The organism is Escherichia sp. XD33 (assembly GCF_019375075.1).
In the GTDB taxonomy this organism is placed as follows: domain Bacteria; phylum Pseudomonadota; class Gammaproteobacteria; order Enterobacterales; family Enterobacteriaceae; genus Enterobacter; species Enterobacter flexneri_A.
In genome coordinates, this window is the sequence record NZ_JAENDM010000006.1 from 52,054 (window position 1) to 69,123 (window position 17,070).

At 51.2% G+C, this 17,070-nt stretch carries 13 protein-coding genes; 10 read left to right on the forward strand and 3 right to left on the reverse strand.

The genetic code is table 11. The annotated features are described in order from the left end of the window. Window positions 1–13: 13 nt before the first annotated feature. The 5 genes from glgP (at window position 14) to K0778_RS05770 (ending at window position 6,198) form a co-directional block, all read left to right on the forward strand. The gene (gene glgP / locus K0778_RS05750) at window positions 14–2,461 is read left to right on the forward strand and encodes a glycogen phosphorylase (RefSeq protein WP_000993449.1); all 2,448 of its coding nucleotides are present in this window, start codon (window positions 14–16) and stop codon (window positions 2,459–2,461) included. Window positions 2,462–2,585: 124 nt separating this feature from the next. Next, on the forward strand, window positions 2,586–4,094 hold the full coding sequence (locus K0778_RS05755) for a PstS family phosphate ABC transporter substrate-binding protein (RefSeq protein ID WP_122987001.1): 1,509 nt from the start codon (window positions 2,586–2,588) through the stop codon (window positions 4,092–4,094). A 15-nt stretch (window positions 4,095–4,109) separates the two neighbouring features. Beyond that, complete coding sequence (locus K0778_RS05760) at window positions 4,110–4,820, forward strand: hypothetical protein (protein WP_000424548.1); 711 nt, start codon at window positions 4,110–4,112, stop codon at window positions 4,818–4,820. Window positions 4,821–4,822: 2 nt separating this feature from the next. After that, complete coding sequence (locus tag K0778_RS05765; protein ID WP_001183144.1) at window positions 4,823–5,590, forward strand: hypothetical protein; 768 nt, start codon at window positions 4,823–4,825, stop codon at window positions 5,588–5,590. Window positions 5,591–5,592: 2 nt separating this feature from the next. Further along, complete coding sequence (locus K0778_RS05770; protein ID WP_000589359.1) at window positions 5,593–6,198, forward strand: hypothetical protein; 606 nt, start codon at window positions 5,593–5,595, stop codon at window positions 6,196–6,198. Between the two features lie 51 nt (window positions 6,199–6,249). Here K0778_RS05770 and glpD read toward each other — a convergent pair whose 3' ends face one another. Beyond that, on the reverse strand, window positions 6,250–7,755 hold the full coding sequence (gene glpD, locus K0778_RS05775) for a glycerol-3-phosphate dehydrogenase (protein WP_001401234.1): 1,506 nt from the start codon (window positions 7,753–7,755) through the stop codon (window positions 6,250–6,252). 189 nt (window positions 7,756–7,944) lie between these two features. On the opposite strand from glpD, the gene glpE reads away from it, so the two are divergent. From glpE to K0778_RS05790, 3 genes are read left to right on the forward strand one after another with little or no spacing between them, the layout of a single operon-like run. Beyond that, window positions 7,945–8,271, forward strand: a complete 327-nt coding sequence (gene glpE, locus K0778_RS05780) for a thiosulfate sulfurtransferase GlpE (RefSeq protein WP_000371928.1) — start codon at window positions 7,945–7,947, stop codon at window positions 8,269–8,271. A gap of 44 nt (window positions 8,272–8,315) precedes the next feature. Continuing rightward, window positions 8,316–9,146 carry a rhomboid family intramembrane serine protease GlpG gene (gene glpG / locus K0778_RS05785; RefSeq protein ID WP_000928723.1) on the forward strand — a complete coding sequence of 277 codons (831 nt, stop codon included), beginning with the start codon at window positions 8,316–8,318 and terminating at the stop codon, window positions 9,144–9,146. Between the two features lie 16 nt (window positions 9,147–9,162). Next, a complete protein-coding gene (locus tag K0778_RS05790; RefSeq protein ID WP_000815099.1) occupies window positions 9,163–9,921 on the forward strand; it encodes a DeoR/GlpR family transcriptional regulator in 759 nt (252 codons plus the stop codon). Here K0778_RS05790 and rtcR read toward each other — a convergent pair. Then, window positions 9,903–11,501 (reverse strand): DNA-binding transcriptional regulator RtcR, encoded by a 1,599-nt coding sequence (gene rtcR / locus K0778_RS05795; RefSeq protein WP_001618923.1) that lies wholly within the window; start codon window positions 11,499–11,501, stop codon window positions 9,903–9,905. The genes K0778_RS05790 and rtcR overlap by 19 nt on opposite strands. Window positions 11,502–11,689: 188 nt before the next feature. Here rtcR and rtcB point away from each other — a divergent pair, with 188 nt between their 5' ends. Together rtcB and rtcA are read left to right on the forward strand one after the other, a co-directional pair. Next, on the forward strand, window positions 11,690–12,916 hold the full coding sequence (gene rtcB, locus K0778_RS05800) for an RNA-splicing ligase RtcB (RefSeq protein WP_153449064.1): 1,227 nt from the start codon (window positions 11,690–11,692) through the stop codon (window positions 12,914–12,916). A gap of 3 nt (window positions 12,917–12,919) precedes the next feature. Continuing rightward, on the forward strand, window positions 12,920–13,936 hold the full coding sequence (rtcA, locus tag K0778_RS05805; protein WP_001618921.1) for an RNA 3'-terminal phosphate cyclase: 1,017 nt from the start codon (window positions 12,920–12,922) through the stop codon (window positions 13,934–13,936). 42 nt (window positions 13,937–13,978) lie between these two features. Here the strand turns inward: rtcA and malT are convergent, their stop codons facing one another. Next, window positions 13,979–16,684 carry an HTH-type transcriptional regulator MalT gene (gene malT / locus K0778_RS05810; protein WP_000906961.1) on the reverse strand — a complete coding sequence of 902 codons (2,706 nt, stop codon included), beginning with the start codon at window positions 16,682–16,684 and terminating at the stop codon, window positions 13,979–13,981. Window positions 16,685–17,070 lie beyond the last annotated feature (386 nt).

Consider the following 17,070-nt stretch of genomic DNA (forward strand, 5'->3'; position numbering starts at 1 on the left):
AGGAAACGCCTATATGAATGCTCCGTTTACATATTCATCGCCCACGCTTAGCGTAGAAGCTCTTAAGCACTCTATCGCTTACAAGCTGATGTTTACGATTGGAAAGGACCCGGTCGTCGCCAATAAACATGAATGGCTGAACGCAACGTTATTTGCTGTGCGCGATCGTCTCGTGGAGCGCTGGTTACGTTCAAACCGTGCCCAGTTGTCGCAAGAAACTCGTCAGGTTTACTACCTGTCGATGGAGTTTTTGATTGGCCGTACGCTCTCCAACGCCATGTTGTCGCTAGGAATTTACGAAGATGTACAGGGCGCACTGGAAGCGATGGGGTTAAATCTCGAAGAGCTGATTGATGAAGAAAATGACCCGGGCCTCGGTAACGGTGGCCTGGGACGTCTGGCGGCTTGCTTCCTAGATTCTCTGGCGACGTTAGGGTTGCCGGGGCGCGGTTACGGCATCCGCTATGACTACGGTATGTTCAAGCAGAACATCGTTAACGGTAGCCAGAAAGAGTCGCCTGACTACTGGCTGGAATACGGTAACCCTTGGGAATTCAAACGCCACAACACGCGTTATAAAGTCCGTTTTGGCGGTCGCATTCAGCAGGAAGGTAAAAAAACGCGCTGGATTGAAACCGAAGAGATTCTGGGAGTCGCTTACGATCAGATAATCCCTGGTTACGACACCGACGCGACCAACACGCTGCGTTTGTGGAGTGCGCAAGCCAGTAGCGAAATTAACCTCGGTAAATTCAACCAGGGTGACTACTTCGCGGCAGTGGAAGATAAAAACCACTCCGAGAACGTATCTCGCGTACTGTATCCGGATGACTCCACCTACTCCGGGCGTGAGCTGCGCCTGCGTCAGGAATACTTCCTGGTTTCCTCGACCATTCAGGACATTTTAAGCCGCCATTATCAGTTGCATAAAACCTACGATAACCTGGCGGATAAAATCGCGATTCATCTCAACGATACCCATCCGGTGCTGTCGATTCCTGAGATGATGCGTCTGCTGATCGATGAGCACCAATTTAGCTGGGACGACGCGTTTGAGGTGTGTTGTCAGGTCTTCTCCTACACTAACCACACGCTGATGAGCGAGGCGCTGGAAACCTGGCCGGTTGATATGCTGGGTAAAATTCTGCCGCGTCACCTGCAGATCATCTTTGAAATCAACGACTATTTCCTGAAAACCTTGCAGGAACAGTATCCGAACGATACCGATCTGCTGGGACGGGCGTCGATCATTGATGAATCCAACGGTCGTCGTGTGCGTATGGCCTGGCTGGCGGTTGTGGTGAGCCACAAAGTTAACGGTGTATCGGAACTGCACTCTAATCTGATGGTGCAATCGTTGTTTGCCGACTTTGCGAAAATATTCCCGGGTCGTTTCACCAACGTCACCAACGGTGTGACGCCGCGTCGCTGGCTGGCGGTAGCGAACCCATCGCTTTCAGCCGTGCTGGACGAACACCTGGGCCGTAACTGGCGCACCGACCTTAGCCTGCTTAATGAGCTGCAACAACACTGTGATTTCCCAATGGTTAATCACGCTGTGCATCAGGCGAAGCTGGAGAACAAAAAGCGTCTGGCAGAGTATATCGCCCAGCAGCTGAATGTGGTGGTGAATCCAAAGGCGTTGTTCGATGTACAAATCAAACGTATTCACGAATACAAACGTCAATTGATGAATGTGTTGCATGTGATTACCCGCTATAACCGCATCAAGGCCGACCCGGATGCGAAGTGGGTACCGCGCGTGAATATTTTTGGCGGTAAGGCGGCTTCGGCCTATTACATGGCGAAGCACATTATTCATTTGATCAATGACGTAGCGAAAGTGATCAACAACGATCCGCAGATTGGCGATAAGCTGAAAGTCGTGTTCATCCCGAACTACAGCGTTAGCCTGGCGCAGTTGATCATTCCGGCGGCAGATCTGTCTGAACAGATTTCGCTGGCAGGGACGGAAGCTTCCGGCACCAGTAACATGAAGTTTGCGCTTAACGGTGCGCTGACTATCGGTACGTTGGACGGTGCGAATGTCGAGATGCTGGATCATGTCGGTGCTGACAATATCTTTATTTTTGGTAACACAGCGGAAGAAGTGGAAGAACTGCGTCGTCAGGGCTACAAACCGCGTGAATACTACGAGAAAGATGAGGAGCTGCATCAGGTGCTGACGCAAATCGGCAGCGGTGTATTCAGTCCGGAAGATCCGGGTCGCTATCGCGATCTGGTTGATTCGCTGATCAACTTCGGCGATCACTACCAGGTACTGGCGGATTATCGCAGCTATGTCGATTGTCAGGATAAAGTCGACGAACTCTACGAGCTTCAGGAAGAGTGGACCGCAAAAGCGATGCTGAACATTGCCAATATGGGCTACTTCTCTTCTGACCGTACTATCAAAGAGTACGCCGATCATATCTGGCATATCGATCCGGTGAGATTGTAAGTTCGCTAAAAAACAGAACGGGGCCACAAGGTCCCGTTTTTTTCGCCTTTATTTCGGAAAAGTGTCCAGAGGGGGCGAGGGTTCTCGGGGAGTATAATTCCGTCATTCAGGAAGAAAGGACAGAATGATGCCAAATAGAAAATGGATTTTGACCTCGCTGATAATGACTTTTTTCGGCATCCCCATACTGGCGCAATTTTTGGCGGCGGTTATTGCCATGCTGGGTGTCGGACTTGCCGGTATTATTGAAGTTTGTAATATCCTTATCACGCCAACAATTTACCTTCTGCTCAACATTTTTATGCTGGCGCTGGGCGCATTAATGCTATTTTTCTCGGGGCGAGTGTGGGCGGACGATAGTGCACCAGAAAAAAGAGAAATAGCCGTCTGGCGACAATGTCTTTTTTTAGTACCCGCATTATTAACCCTGGGGGTCTGGATAATCGCGCTGCATCTGGCAGATTATCAATTTCGCCAGATGGGAGCGGGTTGGTTGGCTGATCTTATGCTCCCCTGGCTGGGCGTTTTGTTAGCCTCATTAGTCGGTGGTGAGTACTGGTGGTTAGTCATTATACCTGTTGGCGCGCATATCAGTTTTTCGCTGGGGTACGGCTGGCCGACCAGATATCCTTTAACGGGCACGTCCGGGTTACGTTGCCGTAATTCTCTCTTGTTTATCCTTCTCATGCTTGGTTTTGTCGCCGGTTACCAGGCTTATTTATATAAACAGCTTAATCCCGGCGTCGGTGTGCGTGAAAATATTGATACCTGGGCCTGGCGACCCGATAAACTCAATAATCAACTGACACCACTGCGTGGTAAACCGCAAATTCAGTTCACGCAAAACTGGCCGCGACTTGATGGCGCAACGGCGGCGTACCCCATTTATGCCTCTGCCTTTTATGCACTAAGCGTTTTGCCGGAAGATTTTCACGAATGGGAATATCTGGCGAACTCTCGTACTCCCGAAGCATATAACAAGATTGTTAAAGGTAATGCCGATATTATCTTTGTGGCTCAACCTTCCGGTGGGCAGAAAAAACGCGCGGAGGAATCGGGCGTCACTTTGATTTACACGCCTTTTGCCCGTGAAGCGTTTGTTTTCATCGTCAATGCAGATAACCCGGTTAATTCCCTGACCGAACAACAAGTGCGTGACATCTTCAGTGGTGCAATTACCAACTGGCGCACGGTTGGCGGTAACGATCAGGAGATCCAGACCTGGCAACGCCCGGAAGACTCTGGTAGCCAGACGGTGATGCAATCCCAGGTCATGAAAAATGTCCGCATGATCTCGCCGCAGGAAACAGAAGTGGCAAGTATGATGGAGGGAATGATTAAAGTCGTTGCCGAATACCGTAATACAAACAACGCAATAGGTTACACCTTCCGTTATTACGCAACACAAATGAACGACGATAAAAATATAAAACTGCTAGCGATTAACGGTATTGCACCGACTGCCGAAAACATTCGCAACGGCAAATATCCCTATATCGTCGATGCCTTTATGGTAACGCGGGAAAATACGACGTCAGAGACACAAAAATTGTTGGAGTGGTTTTTAACGCCGCAGGGACAGAGTTTGGTGGAAGATGTAGGTTATGTCCCGATGTATAAGACGCTACCTTAAAGCTGGATAATAAAAATGGAATTAGTTAATACATTATTTGCAAGCCTTGCCGGTACTGATCCCTTCACAGGCGTGGATATTACGATTGCCAACTGCAAATCGGCATACTGGGATGAAGGCATTGTTCAGCAACTCATTAACCAGGCCCTGGATGAAGGGGAAAAGTTCGTCGGTGCTGACGGTCTTGAGGGATTGCTTCGATATAATGTCACATTAAATATTGGCTTAACGTCCAGCAATGTATGGCCGGGATTTTCCCTCGATACCGCCACCATTAGCCGTCTTTGTGCCTGTGGTGCTGACTTTGGATTTGACCCCTATATCAGTGATGTACCAGATGTTCAATGTGATCTGAACACGACAAATGACCTCACCGTTCAATTTACGGCGATGCTAAACCCGGATGAGCGGGTGATCATAGCAAAGCGCCCGCTAAAAAAATGTGAGTCCTGGATTGAGGATATCTACATTTTTCAGGTCTTTAAAGATGCCTGGAAATTTCATAACGATAACAGTTTACGCGGATTTCGTGATAAGCAAGCGGAACTGAAACTCTACGCTCGTTATTACACAGTGGAAAATTGCGCTGAAGAAAGCTGTCGAGACTGCAATAGTTGCATTCGCCCCAGCTTTTCCCTCTCTCGTAGTGCCATTATTCGCCTGAACGTGGCGAATGCTCGTTTTGTTTATCAACCGTTTACACGCGATCAGCGGGCGAGGGGGTAATTATGCAACCCAGCCCCGCCATGCAGGCATTAATTGAGCAGATTTATCATATTTTTCGTCGTTATCCGGTGCCGCAGAAATTTGTGGTTTGTTGTGAATATTGCCTGAGTCAGCAGGAACAAAAGGCATTACGGAGTACATCGTTACGAGCGATCCCGTATTCCTTAATCAATGCCTGGAATAGTAGCCCAGGGCCTGATCCGCAAAATAGCGATGAGGTCCGCTATTTTCTGCCGCGTTTACTGGAATTTGTTGCACAGGGGCATTTTGACAATATTCACGTAGTTTTTTCTCTGCGCCGTATCAACCTTGCCAGTAAAGAAAATTGGCGTGAGGATGAATGGAAAATTTTGCAACGATTTGCCTGCCAGTATATGACTGATTGGGTATCCGGCGATGAAACTGTCGAATTACAGTATATGCTGGAAATGTTTTTCCGTGCCGATATCGCTCTTGCGCCATTGCTGGATGCCATTAATTCAGTTCCCGGCTTTTGGTCGACCGTTTCTCTTGCCTGTTTATTGAACAGATATTGTGAGGATTATATCAGAGATAACCAGGACGATATCGATAACGTCATTACCACCCAAATCAATGCCTGGGCCTTCAACAATCAATCCATCTTGAAAGAACGCGCGCGGCAGGCGATTGAGAACCCACCAAAGCAGCCAGAACAGGGCACACAGCATCAGGTCTGGGTAGACGACTGGATAATTGATGAGTGTTTATGCGCGATGTATGACGCATCATCCGAATCACCAGGAAAATAAAAATGATTAAATTCCGGCTTTATATTCCCCCTGTAATTCTCGGTTTTGTTATCGTGCCATTATTGGTATGGCCGACGGTTATTGTCTTAGCCGTACTTATATTCACGTTAACTTTTCTGGCAGAAATAATATTCTCCTTTCCGCTCCTGGTTGTGCGTATTTCTCTTCAGGAATTACAACTTGAGTTAATGGTTGAATATGCACTTTTTTTCAGTGTAATGGCTGGCATCGGTTGGCAATTCTCCCGCAGAACGCCTCCTGAATTAAAAAACAGACTGCATTGCTGGCTGGTCTTTTCGCCGGTCTATTTCTGGTTAATTCTCTCGAATTTCATTCTTTATATTTCTCCAGAGAAATCAGCGTTGCTGGAAAATATCCGAAATTTCTTTCTGACGTTTGTCTGGCCTCCCCTGAATTTTTCCCCTTTTTGGCCGCAGCCTTGGACTGATTTTGTCGGCCCGATTAGTGCACAGCTTGGTTTTGCATTGGGATATTATTGCCATTGGTGCAGAAAAAATAGAAACCAGAGGAAGAAGTGGGGCGATTGGGTAACGTGCTTAAGTTTGGCGATTTTAGCTCAGGGGCCGTTATTCAATTATTTACAATGAATAGTCTAAGGAATCCAAATAGCCCGGTTGCACTTCAACCGGGCATCATCCTTACGACGCCAGCGACAACTTCTGCTGCGTATATTCCACCAGCCACTGACTCACACGAGATTGTTGATCCGCATTCAGCCACATGCCTTGTTTTGTGCGACGCCACAGGGCATCGTCGGTGCGGCGGACCCATTCGTGATCCACCAGGTATTTCAGTTCCGCTTCGTAGAACTCATGACCGAAATCCTCCCCGAGGTCGCTTATCGCCCCCGCATTGCCGAGCAGCAGCTCGCTGTTGCTGCCGTAAGTGCGTGCGTAATGACGCGCCAGCGATTCAGCCAGGAATGGATAGCGACGGCGCAGACGAGCTGCGTAATCGTCGCGGTCGCCTTCAATGGCACCACCCGGCAGCACGCTCTCTTTCGTCCATGCCGGGCCAATGCCCTGATAATACGGCGTCAGTTTTTCCAGCGCATGTTCCGCCAGTTTGCGGTAGGTGGTCAACTTACCGCCGAATACCGACAGCAGCGGTGCTTTGCCGTTTTCATCATGGATATCAAGGGTGTAATCACGGGTAATAGCCTGCGGCGAGTCGGACTCATCATCACACAGCGGACGCACACCGGAGTAGGTCCAGACGATATCGTCACGGCTAAGCTGTTTTTTAAAGTGCGCGTTATACACTTTCAGCAGGTAATTGATTTCACTCTCTTCAATCTTCACTGCTTTCGGATCGCCTTTGTATTCCACATCGGTGGTGCCGATGATGGAAAACTCGTCCATCCACGGGATCACGAACACAATACGTTTATCTTCGTTTTGCAGAATGTAGGCCTGCTTTTGGGTATGCACGCGCGGCACCACAATATGGCTGCCTTTGATCAGGCGAATGCCATAAGGCGAAGGCAGATGCATCCCGTCGTCGAAGAACTGTTTCACCCACGGGCCGGTGGCGTTAACCAGGCCGCGCGCTTGCCAGCTATATTTTTTGCCGGTATCGATATCTTCCGCTTCCACAATCCACAGGCCGTTTTCGCGACGAGCAGAAGTAGCACGAGTACGAGTAAGCACTTCGCCGCCTTTACGCACCACCATCTGGGCGTTGGCGAGCACCAGACGGGCATCGTCTACCCAACAGTCGGAATATTCGAATCCGCGCTTAATTTCCGGTTTTAACACTGAATTTGCGCCAAAACGCAAACCAGTTGATCCCGGCAGGCTGGTGCGTTTACCCAGATGATCGTACATAAACAGACCAATGCGAATCATCCACGCCGGGCGCAGATGCGGACGATGTGGCAGGCGAAAACGCATCGGGAAGGCGATATGCGGGGCCATTTTCAGTAGCACTTCACGTTCAGCCAGCGCCTCGCTGACCAGGCGGAATTCATAGTGCTCAAGGTAGCGCAGGCCACCGTGAATGAGTTTTGAACTGGCGGAAGAGGTCGCACAAGCGAGATCCTGCGCCTCCAGCATCAGCACGGATAAACCGCGTCCAGCGGCGTCTGCCGCGATACCAGCACCATTGATGCCGCCACCTATCACAATCAGATCTTTGGTTTCCATGCTGCCCTCATTCACTTTCGTTAAAGCTCATAAATGTTCGTTATCGAACATATTAGCAAAGAATCGCGCTTTAGGTAACATTGAAAAAACATTTTAGAGTGATATGTATAACATTATGGCGTTTATCTGCCGCTTCGACGTAAACTGTGCGGTAAATTTGCCCACTTGTTTGTAAAGAAAGAGAGACGCATGGATCAGTTCGAATGTATTAACGTTGCCGACGCGCACCAGAAGTTGCAGGAAAAAGAGGCGGTGCTGGTCGATATTCGCGATCCACAGAGTTTCGCTATGGGGCATGCGGTGCAGGCTTTCCATTTAACCAACGACACGCTGGGCGCGTTTATGCGTGATAACGACTTTGACACTCCGGTGATGGTGATGTGTTATCACGGCAATAGCAGCAAAGGGGCGGCGCAGTATCTGCTGCAACAGGGCTACGATGTGGTCTATAGCATTGACGGCGGCTTTGAAGCCTGGCAGCGACAGTTTCCCGCAGAGGTGGCGTACGGCGCGTAACGCTTTATACTGTCCCCTTTTGTGTGGAATAAGCGACAGCAACGATGTTGATGATTACCTCTTTTGCTAACCCCCGCGTGGCGCAGGCGTTTGTTGATTACATGGCGACGCAGGGTGTTATCCTCACGATTCAACAACATAACCAAAGCGACGTCTGGCTGGCGGATGAGTCCCAGGCCGAGCGCGTGCGGGCGGAGCTGGCGCGTTTTCTCGAAAACCCGGCAGATCCGCGTTATCTGGCGGCCAGCTGGCAGGCGGGTCATACCGGCAGTGGCCTGCATTATCGCCGTTATCCTTTCTTTGCTGCCTTGCGTGAACGCGCAGGTCCGGTAACCTGGGTGATGATGATCGCCTGCGTGGTGGTGTTTATCGCCATGCAAATTCTCGGCGATCAGGAAGTGATGTTATGGCTGGCCTGGCCATTCGATCCAACACTGAAATTTGAGTTCTGGCGTTACTTCACCCACGCGTTAATGCACTTCTCGCTGATGCATATCCTCTTTAACCTGCTCTGGTGGTGGTATCTCGGCGGCGCGGTGGAAAAACGCCTCGGTAGCGGTAAGCTAATTGTTATTACTCTCATTAGCGCCCTGTTAAGCGGCTATGTGCAGCAAAAATTCAGCGGGCCGTGGTTTGGCGGGCTTTCTGGCGTGGTGTATGCGCTGATGGGCTACGTCTGGCTACGTGGCGAACGCGATCCGCAAAGTGGCATTTACCTGCAACGTGGGTTAATTATCTTTGCGCTGATCTGGATTGTCGCCGGATGGTTTGATTTGTTTGGGATGTCGATGGCGAACGGAGCACACATCGCCGGGTTAGCCGTGGGTTTAGCGATGGCTTTTGTTGATTCGCTCAATGCGCGAAAACGAAAATAATTCCAGGGATTTAGAAATGAAACAAACACAACGTCACAACGGTATTATCGAACTGGTTAAACAGCAGGGTTATGTCAGTACCGAGGAGCTGGTGGAGCACTTCTCCGTCAGCCCGCAGACTATTCGCCGCGACCTCAATGAGCTGGCGGAGCAAAACCTGATCCTGCGTCACCATGGCGGTGCGGCGCTGCCTTCCAGTTCGGTTAACACGCCGTGGCACGATCGTAAAGCCACCCAGACCGAAGAAAAAGAGAGGATTGCCCGCAAAGTGGCGGAGCAAATCCCCAATGGCTCGACACTGTTTATCGATATCGGCACCACGCCGGAAGCGGTGGCGCACGCGCTGCTTAATCACAGCAATTTGCGTATTGTCACCAACAATCTCAATGTTGCTAACACGTTGATGGTAAAAGAAGATTTCCGCATTATTCTCGCCGGTGGCGAATTACGCAGCCGCGATGGCGGGATCATTGGCGAAGCGACGCTCGATTTTATCTCCCAGTTCCGCCTTGATTTCGGCATTCTGGGGATAAGCGGCATCGATAGCGACGGCTCGCTGCTGGAGTTCGATTACCACGAAGTTCGCACCAAACGCGCCATTATTGAGAACTCGCGCCACGTTATGCTGGTTGTCGATCACTCGAAATTTGGCCGTAACGCGATGGTCAATATGGGCAGCATCAGCATGGTAGATGCCGTCTACACCGACGCCCCGCCGCCAGTAAGCGTGATGCAGGTGCTGACGGACCACCATATTCAACTGGAGCTGTGCTGATCCTGCACGGCTTCCCACGTCAGACCAAAACGCGCCAGGTATTTGCGTAGCCGATCCGCGTCATTGACGCTGGCTTTGCCCTGGCGCGAAACGTCAAAAAGCTGGCGTCCGGCTGCGGAAAGCGACTTTGCCTGGCGGCAGATAGCGATAACGTGTTCCAGTTGCATACGGTCGAAGAGATCGATGTTTTCTGCCTCTGCGCCCAGCAACGCCGTAAGCGCGGAGGGGCGGCTCTCCTGCCAGTTATAGCGCAGACGGTTTATCTCATCTTCAACCACGTCCAGAGTGATGCGTCCGCTAGTGGCAAAGGTGGCCATCCGCGTGACGCTGGCAGAAAGTTCGCGAAAGTTACCGCGCCATGTTGCCTGGGGAGAGGTCGCAAAAGCCAACCAGGCACGCCGCGCTTCGGTGTTAAAACGCACGCTGTCGCCGGTGAGTGAGGCGTGGCGCTCCACTTCATAATCCAGGTTAGGTTCAATATCTTCCTGGCGCTGGCGTAGCCCCGGCAGGGTGAAGGTCCAGAGATTGATCCGCGCGTACAGATCTTCGCGGAATTTGCCTTCGGCAACCAGCTGGCGCAAATCGCGCACCGTTCCGGCGATAAGCTGAAAATCACTGCTCACCTGGCGATCGCTGCCAAACGGGTAAAAGGTTTTCTCTTCAATGGCTTTTAGCAGCATTGCTTGTTCGTCTGCGCCCAGTTCGCCAATCTCATCAAGAAACAACATTCCGCCGTTGGCGCTGCGTAATAAACCTTCACGAGATTCCCGCGCCCCGGTAAACGCGCCTTTTACATGACCAAACAGCGTCGACATGGCGGTATCGCCGCGCAGGGTGGCGCAGTTCACTTCCACAAACGCGCCGCTAAACTGATGCCGCGCCTGTTTTAACTCGAAGATGCGTCGCGCCAGAAATGACTTGCCCGCGCCGGTTGGACCGTTAAGCAGAATCGGCGCGCGGGATTTGATCGCCACTTTTTCGATCTGCTCAATCATGCGGTTGAAGTGGGGGTTACGCGTGGCAATGCCGGACTTAAGAAAATCAAGCGTTTGCTGGCGTTCCTCGGCAAAGCGGCTGGCGATGGCGTTATAACGGCTTAAATCGAGATCGATAATCGTCACTTCACCTGCGCCGCGCGGCTGTTCTTTTTTGCGCGGAGGTGAAGATTGTATCAGCCGGGCGGGCAGGTAACGCGCTTCCGCCAGCAGAAACCAGCAAATCTGCGCGACGTGGGTGCCGGTGGTAATGTGAATTAAATAGTCTTCTTTTTCTGGCTGAAACTCGTAACCACGGGCGAAATCATGCAGGCAAGCGTAAACCTCTTCGAAATCCCACGGGTTATGCAGTTCAATCTCAACGCTCACCACTTCTGTTTCTGGCGAAACGCTGGCGATATCGCGTTTAAGCGTTTCAAATAGCGAGCGCGAGCGGGCGTCATGCAATAATTCCAGTCGATCGATGACCAACGATTCTTGCTGGCATAAACAGAGTGTCGGAAGCCATTTCGACCAGCGCTGACTGCCGCGCCCGGCATAATCCAGCACGGTACCGACAAAGCCAAAAGCCACTGTTTTACGCATCTTAGATATCCTTATAAAAGACGATATTTCATTATCGGTGAATTGGTTTTGTGGAAAATCTCCGTTTACGGACGTAAAGATTTAACCTATTTAAAAACAATGAATTAAAAAATTAATCTGCTTATTTAATTTTCTGGCACGACGGTTGCAATTATCACGACAGCAAACAACGAAAAGAGAAAAACAAAATGAATTACGAATTACTGACCACTGAAAATGCCCCGGTAAAAATGTGGACCAAAGGCGTGCCGGTAGAAGCCGATGCACGTCAGCAACTTATTAATACGGCGAAGATGCCGTTTATTTTCAAACACATTGCGGTAATGCCTGATGTACACCTGGGTAAAGGTTCCACCATTGGTAGCGTGATCCCGACCAAAGGGGCGATTATTCCGGCGGCGGTGGGCGTGGATATTGGCTGTGGAATGAACGCGCTGCGTACCGCGTTAACGGCGGAAGACCTGCCTGAAAACCTGGCAGAGCTGCGTCAGGCGATTGAAACGGCCGTGCCGCACGGGCGTACCACTGGCCGTTGTAAACGTGATAAAGGTGCCTGGGAAAATCCACCTGTTAACGTCGATGCTAAATGGGCTGAGCTGGAAGCCGGTTATCAGTGGTTAACGCAAAAATATCCGCGTTTCCTGAATACCAATAACTATAAACATCTGGGAACGCTGGGAACGGGTAACCATTTTATTGAAATCTGTCTTGATGAGTCGGATCAGGTGTGGATTATGCTGCACTCCGGTTCACGCGGAATTGGTAACGCCATCGGGACTTACTTTATCGATCTGGCGCAAAAAGAGATGCAGGACCAGCTTGAAACGTTGCCGTCGCGTGATCTGGCGTACTTTATGGAAGGTACGGAATACTTTGATGATTACCTGAAAGCCGTGGCCTGGGCGCAGCTTTTTGCCAGCCTTAACCGCGATGCGATGATGGAAAACGTGGTAACGGCATTGCAGAGCATTACGCAGAAAACGGTCAGACAGCCACAAACGCTGGCGATGGAAGAGATCAACTGTCACCACAACTATGTGCAAAAAGAACAGCACTTTGGTGAAGAGATCTACGTGACGCGTAAAGGCGCGGTGTCTGCGCGTGCTGGTCAATATGGAATTATTCCCGGTTCGATGGGAGCGAAAAGCTTTATCGTCCGTGGGTTGGGAAATGAAGAGTCGTTCTGTTCGTGCAGCCACGGTGCCGGGCGGGTAATGAGCCGTACTAAAGCGAAAAAACTGTTCAGCGTGGAAGATCAAATTCGTGCCACCGCGCATGTGGAATGCCGTAAAGATGCCGAAGTGATCGACGAAATCCCGATGGCGTATAAAGATATTGATGCGGTGATGGCGGCACAAAGCGATCTGATGGAAGTTATCTACACCCTGCGTCAGGTGGTGTGCGTAAAAGGATAAATGATGAAAAGGATGATTGTGCTGGATGGCGCACAGGGCGAAGGCGGCGGACAGATCCTGCGCTCGGCGCTGAGCCTGTCGATGATAACCGGCCAGCCATTTACCATCACTGGCATTCGAGCCGGACGGGCGAAACCGGGGCTGCTGCGCCAGCATCTGACCGCGGTAAAAGCGGCTGCGGAAATTTGTAGGGCAACGGTGGAAGGTGCGGAGCTGGGATCGCAGCGTCTGCTCTTCCGGCCTGGCACCGTGCGGGGCGGCGATTACCGCTTTGCTATCGGTAGCGCCGGAAGTTGTACGCTGGTGCTGCAAACTGTGCTGCCCGCGCTGTGGTTTGCCGATGGACCTTCGCGTGTTGAAGTGAGCGGCGGTACCGATAACCCGTCGGCGCCACCTGCGGATTTTATCCGCCGGGTGCTGGAGCCGCTGCTGGCGAAAATGGGAATTCATCAGCAAACCACGCTGTTACGCCACGGTTTTTACCCTGCCGGAGGCGGTGTGGTGGCAACGGAAGTCTCGCCCGTGGCATCGTTTAACACCTTGCAACTTGGCGAGCGCGGGAACATTGTGCAGATGCGTGGAGAAGTTCTATTAGCTGGTGTGCCGCGCCATGTTGCTGAGCGTGAAATCGCTACACTGGCGGGGAGTTTTTCCCTGCATGAACAGAATATTCATAACCTGCCGCGCGACCAGGGGCCGGGTAATACCGTCTCGCTTGAAGTCGAAAGTGAAAATATCACCGAACGCTTTTTTGTCGTCGGTGAAAAGCGCGTCAGTGCCGAGGTGGTTGCGGCACAGTTGGTGAAAGAGGTGAAACGCTACCTGGCAAGCACGGCGGCGGTGGGGGAATATCTTGCTGACCAACTGGTGCTACCGATGGCGCTGGCGGGCGCGGGGGAATTTACGGTCGCCCATCCCTCATGCCATCTGCTGACCAATATCGCGGTGGTGGAGCGTTTCTTGCCGGTGCGGTTTAGTTTGATAGAAACAGATGGCGTAACGCGGGTGAGCATTGAATGATGCAGAGATGTAAGCCGGATCTGGCGCGTTATCCGGCTAAACTTACACGCCGTACCCCATCATCTTCAGCAATTGCTGGGCGTGTTGTACCGCATCCTGGCGATGGGCCACGCCGAGTTTCTGATACAGATTGCGGATATGCGTTTTGATGGTGGTTGCCGCGACTTCCAGTTCTCCGGCAATTTGCTCATTGCTGTAACCAGAGTAGATCAGCCCCAGTACCTGCCATTCACGTTGCGTCAGCGGGCTGGTGCGGATCAGTTCAGGTACTTCAGGATGATTTAGCAGACGTTCAACGAAATTCTCATCGAAATGGGCGAATTTATGCCGATGATGTTGATTGATTTCTCGCAGAATACGCTGCGCGCGATGCTGTTCCAGTTCCGGCAGCGTATTAAGCTGAATCAGCTGACGCAGTTGTTGCGCCATCGCTTCGCCTTCGATGACAAAATGGCTGATAAATCCGGTGCGATTCGCCAGTTTTAATGCGTCCAGCAACACGCGCTGGGCGTCACTTTTACGTCCGGCCTGCCAGTACAGTTGATTAAGCAGCAACAGGTTACGGTTGAGATCGCTCATCAACCGCAGACTCCGGGCATTTTCATTGAGTTCTTCGAGAACAATTTCTGCCGGTTCAAACTCGCCCAGCAAGATTTGTGCACGGGCAATGTTGCGCCATTGACCTTGCAGGAAGTGGTTGTTCGCAAACTCTGGTTTAGCCGTATGACGCAACCAGTTGGCAGCGGCGGCTTTATCGCCGGTCATTTGCCAGTAAATCACCCGGACTTTGTTGGCGTTAGAGATCCAGTCGCTGTGATATTTGCCATTCCCCAGCAGGTTTTCCAGACGGTTCAGCTGGCTACGGGCGTTATCTAAATCACCACGGGCCAGCGAGCATTGAATCAACATTGCCAGGCACTGAAGCTGTTGCTGTGGCTGATAAGACGACAAGACTTCAATCCCGCTACGCGCCGACGCTTCGGCTTCATCCAGCCGCGCCCAGGCCCATAACAGCTGCGCACGAATGCGCACCAGAAACTCATGCATTGGCAGCTGTTCCAGATGCTGCTCGTTGATCAGCTGGAATGCTTTTTCCTGCGTTTCCCACGCGGTTTGCAGGAACCCTTGGGCAAACAGAATTTCACTTTGCTGGATTAAACTCCACAAAGCGTAGTGCCAGACATCGTGCTGGCGTGCCATCTGTTCGGTTTGCTGCATTAGCGCCAGTGAGCGGGTCAATTCGCCTTTGCAGTGCAGCACTTCACCCAGCACCGAGGTTGCCACAATGCGGCTATAGAACCAGCCCGGCGGCAGCTCTTCCAGTGCCAGTTTTGCCAGCCGTTCCGCTTCATCCGGATTACCATCGTTAATCGCCACCTGGGCGCGCAGAGCGTTAAATTCTGCGTGCATGGTGTCTTCTCTGATGTCCTTGATTTCATGTTCAGCACGGGCTAGCAGGGTGTTAACTTCGCCGTAGCGATGTTGGCTTTGCATCAGCCACGCCTGCAATAACACCAACTGCGGATTTTCCAGCAAGCTGTCCCACGGCAGGGCCTTAAGCGACTCTTCCAGCAGCGACAGTTCGCTATGGTTGAACAGACTCCAGGCGTGATTAAGCAGAATATCGCGCAGCATCAGCGCATCGCCTGCCGCCAGCGCATGATGAATCGCTTCGCTGGGAAATCCCTGGGCCATCCAGCTTTCTGCGGCGGCACGGTGGATTTCCGGCAGCTCCGCCGCCAGTTCCCACTGGCAGCGCTGGCGCAGGAAGTTACCAAACAGCGGGTGATAGCAGAACCACTCGCCGGTATCATCCATCCGCTGTAAAAACAGCCCCTGACGCTCAATCTCTTCGAGGCGCATTTGTCCGTTTTCTTCGCCGGTCACACGGGTGATGAGTGCATCGTTCATTGAGCGCAAAATGGCGCTTTTCAACAGAAAATGGCGCGTTGCGAGATCGACGTTATCCAAAACCTCATCGACCAGATAATCCGAAAGATGGCTGGCATTGATTCCCGCCAGGCGGCGTGCCGACTTATGGGCTGAGTGGGTATTCTGCCGGGCGGAGAGGGCGATTAGCTGTAGTGCCGTCGCCCAACCGGAAACGTCATCGCAAATCCGACTGCTTTCTGCGGCTTCAATCGGCGATGACAGACGGCAATCAAAAAACTGCTTCGCTTCCTGATGGGTAAATGCCAGTTGCTGACTGCCAATTTCCAGCAGTTGATCACGAACACGCAGATTGGCAATGCCCAGTTGCGGAAGGTTGCGTGACAACACCACCAGGGTGAGATTTTCTGGTTGATGGCGAATAAAGAAGCGCATTGACTCGTGGATCACTGGATTAGTGATCAGATGATAGTCATCGATGACCAGATAAAGTGGGCTATGCCATTCCGCCAGCTCAATGAAAAGCTGGGCGAAGAGTGACGTCAGGCTGGCATATTGCCGTTTTTGCGCCATCGTCTCACATATCGCACAGTGACCGTTGGTTGCCTGCTGCACGGCGGCAATGAGATAGCTGGCGAAACGCTCTTGCTGGTTATCACCTTCATCCAGCGAGTACCAGCCGATATCGTTTTTGCCTGCCGCCCACTGGGAAATGAGGGTGGTCTTTCCGTAGCCCGCAGGACTCGTGATCAGCGCCAGCCGGAAGTTGTTCGCGCCGGAAAGTTTAGCCAGCAGGCGCTCACGAACCACGGTATGGTCGAGTCGAACCGGACGACTGAGTTTTGACGGAATCAGCATAGTTAATCACTTCACTGTGGAAAATGAGGAAATATTATTTTTTTTGCGCTTCGTAATTAATGGTTATAAGGTCGGCCAGAAACCTTTCTAATGCAAGCGATGACGTTTTTTTATGTGTCTGAATTTGCACTGTGTCACAATTCCAAATCTTTATTAACAACTCACCTAAAACGACGCTGATCCAGCGTGAATACTGGTTTCCCTTATGTTCATCAGATTCATTTAAGCAAGGGTTTCTTCTTCATTCCTGATGAAAGTGCCATCTAAAAAGATGATCTTAATAAATCTATTAAGAATGAGATGGAGCACACTGGATATTTTACTTATGAAACTGTTTCACTCCTTTACTTAATTTATAGAGTTACCTTCCGCTTTTTGAAAATACG